The organism is uncultured Oscillibacter sp. (assembly GCF_910587525.1).
Taxonomy (GTDB): Bacteria; Bacillota; Clostridia; order Oscillospirales; family Oscillospiraceae; genus Oscillibacter.
This window is the reverse complement of record NZ_CAJULS010000190.1, coordinates 1-3,381: the sequence shown is the minus strand read 5'-3', so window position 1 is coordinate 3,381 and position 3,381 is coordinate 1. Positions and strand designations below refer to the sequence as shown.

The following is a 3,381-nucleotide window of genomic DNA, read 5'->3' as shown; positions in this document are numbered from 1 at the left end:
TCCAGAGAGAGGCGGGGCGCCGGAAGATAGCCGGACTTTCTCCGGCGCAGGTCATAGAGGCGGAGGAGGGGGTGGTCTGGGGGAAGCTCCAGCCGGGCCGGATCTATGCTGCCGGCCACCAGGGGCTCCGAGGCAGTCTCCTCCGCAGCGGTTTTCTGTTCCGCGTCCGCATCATCGCCCGCTTCCGTCTCCGGTTTTGTGCCAAACAGAATATTCGTAATTGTTTCCTTTAATGACATTTCTGTACCACCACCGTTTTCGAAAGATATATATGTTTAATTATACGCAGAGAAGGGGAGCTTGGCAAGATGGGAGTTTTCAATTTTTCCAGCGTGTTTTCCGCCCGAGGGGGTGGAGAGGGAGAATGGTTGGATTATTTGCGGCAAATGTGGAAAATACGGTTGACAAAAATGAAATTTTTGTTAAAATAAATAAGGTTCAAAAGGCGTACGCCTTTTTTCATGGTTTGTGGACAAACCATGAGGGGGAGTCTGTACGCCGGGATCACAAAAAATTTTGGAGGTTTGCAATGAAGAAGTTTCTCAGCATCCTGCTGGCGCTGGTGATGGTTCTTGCCCTCGCCGGATGCGGCGGCAAGAGCGATGCTCCCGCCAACACGCCCGCCCCGGACGCGGGCAGCACCGACCAGCCCCAGGAGGGCAGCGTCGCTTCCGCCGAGGACTGGCACATCGGTATCATCACCGGCACTGTGTCCCAGTCTGAGGACGATCTGCGCGGCGCTGAGGCCATTCAGGCCAAGTATGGCGAGGACAAGGTGAAGCTCGCCACCTATCCCGACAACTTCACCGAGGAGCTGGAGACCACCATCCAGACCATCGTCAACATGTCCGACGATCCCCTGATGAAGGCCGTTATCGTTAATCAGTCCGTCCCCGGTACTGCTGAGGCCTTTACCCAGATCAAGGAGCGCCGCCCCGACATCCTGTGTATTGCCGGCGAGGCTCACGAGGACCTGCCCGTTGTGGGCGCCTCTGCCGACCTGGTCTGCAACAACGACTTTGTTTCCCGCGGCTACCTGATCATCCGCACTGCCCATGAGCTGGGCTGCGACACCTTCGTCCACATCTCCTTCCCCCGGCATATGTCCTATGAGACCATGAGCCGCCGCGTGGCCGTTATGGAAGAGGCCTGCAAGGAGTTCAACATGGAGTTTGTCTTGGAGACCGCGCCCGATCCCACCACTGACGTGGGCGTCACCGGCGCCCAGGCTTACGTGCTGGAGAAGGCCCCCGAGTGGATTCAGAAGTACGGCCAGAATTCCGCTTACTTCTGCACCAACGACGCCCACACCGCTCCTCTGCTGCAGCGCCTGCTGGAGCTGGGCGGCTACTTCATCGAGGCCGACCTGCCCTCTCCTCTGATGGGCTATCCCAATGCTCTGGGCGATCTGGACCTGACTGCCGAGGCCGGCGACTTTGACGCCATCCTGGCCAAGGTGGAACAGGCCGTTGTGGATGCCGGCGGCGACGGCCGTTTCGGCACCTGGGCTTATTCCTACGGTTACTGCCTGTCCGCCGGCCTTGCCCAGCATGCCATCAACGTCATCGAAGGCAAGAGCGAGATCACCAATATGGACGATGTGGCCGCCGCCCTGCAGGAGTACTCTCCCAAGGCCGCCTGGAACGGCTCCGGTTACACCAATGCTGATACCGGCGTTAAGGAGGACAACGTGTTCCTGATCTATCAGGACACCTATATCATGGGCAATCCCGGCAAGTTCATGGGTGCCACCGATATTGAGGTGCCTGAGAAGTACTTCACCGTGAAGTAATCTGCGCACGGGATTTTTGTAGAGAATCGACAATGGAAACAGGGGGGAGGTTCATCCTCCCCCTGTTTCTTACAACCAACCTGTATTCACAACTGGAAATGGCAAAGGGACGAGAATTCTCTGTGACCGCGATGAAAAAGACCCGGACGGCGTTTGCGGTTGTGAATACAGGGCTTTTTATTAGATAAAGGGTGTGATTTCAATAGGTAATTCATATGCTCCTCTGCTGGAGATGCGCAGCATCAAAAAGGACTTCTTCGGTAACCAGGTCCTCACCGACATCAATTTCACACTGGGCGAGGGAGAGGTCCTGGGCCTGTGCGGTGAGAATGGCGCAGGCAAGTCCACACTGATGAAGATTCTCTTTGGCATGGATGTGATCCGGGAGACCGGCGGCTATGAGGGTGAAGTCCTCATCAACGGCGAGAAGGCGGTGTTCAATACCCCCTTCGATGCGCTGAAGGCGGGCATCGGCATGGTCCACCAGGAGTTCTCCCTCATTCCCGGCTTCACGGCTACCGAGAATATTCTGCTCAACCGGGAACCTCAGAAGCGCAATGTGATCTCCCAGGTGTTCGGTGAGCGGCTCAACACACTGGACTATAAGGAGATGGAACGCCGGTCTGCGGCGGCCATCCGGAAGATGGGTGTGGAGATCGACGCCAAGATGGTCATCAGCAGCATGCCTGTGGGACACAAGCAGTTTACGGAGATTGCCCGGGAGTTGAGCAAGGACCAGCTAAAGCTGCTGATCCTGGACGAGCCCACCGCCGTGTTGACGGAGAAGGAGGCGGAGGCCCTGCTGGTGTCCATCCGGGGCATGTCCGCCCAGGGGATCTCCGTGATCTTCATTACCCACCGCCTCCACGAGATCCTCGCGGTGTGCGACAAGGTAGTGGTTATGCGGGACGGCCATGTGGTCCGGGATGTGCCCGCCAAGGAGACCAGCGTGGACGACATCACCCGCTGGATGGTGGGCCGCGATGTGCAGAGCGGTTCTGCGCCTGCGGAGGTGAAGGCCGAGACACCTGATGCAAGGACCATCATGTCCATCAAGAACCTCTGGGTGGATATGCCCGGCGAAACGGTGCGCAACGTCTCCCTGGATGTGCGCGAAGGCGAGATCCTGGGGATCGGGGGTCTTGCCGGCCAGGGCAAGCTGGGGATTCCCAACGGCGTCATGGGCCTCTATGAAGCCGGCGGCACCGTGGAGTTTGACGGACAGGCGATTTCCCTGAACAGCCCCCGGAAGTGCCTGGACGCCTCCCTGGCCTTCGTGTCGGAGGACCGCCGGGAAGTGGGGTTGCTGCTGGACGAGACGCTGGAGTGGAATATCGCTTTCCCTGCTATGCAGATTCAGAATAAGTTCCTGAAAAAGCTGTTTGGTGGCGCCATCAAATGGCGTGATGAGAAGGCCATCCATGCGGTGACGCAGAAATACATTGATGAGCTGCAGATCAGGTGTACCAGTTCCAAACAGAACGCCAGAGAGCTCTCTGGCGGCAACCAGCAGAAGGTGTGCCTGGCCAAGGCTTTTGCCCTGGAGCCCAAGTTCCTCTTTGTGTCCGAGCCCACCCGGGGCATCGACG

Annotated in this window: 3 protein-coding genes; 2 read left to right on the top strand and 1 reads right to left on the bottom strand. The window is 58.0% G+C overall.

Annotated features, from left to right (window positions below):
• Window positions 1-239: hypothetical protein (locus QZ326_RS12150; protein ID WP_295745604.1), on the bottom strand; the 239-nt coding region annotated here is incomplete at its 3' end.
• 290 nt (window positions 240-529) lie between these two features.
• Here QZ326_RS12150 and QZ326_RS12145 point away from each other — a divergent pair.
• A complete protein-coding gene (locus QZ326_RS12145; RefSeq protein ID WP_295745600.1) occupies window positions 530-1,792 on the top strand; it encodes a DUF3798 domain-containing protein in 1,263 nt (420 codons plus the stop codon).
• Window positions 1,793-2,024: 232 nt separating this feature from the next.
• Window positions 2,025-3,381 (top strand): sugar ABC transporter ATP-binding protein (locus QZ326_RS12140; protein ID WP_365329246.1); only part of this gene is annotated, 1,357 nt, incomplete at its 3' end.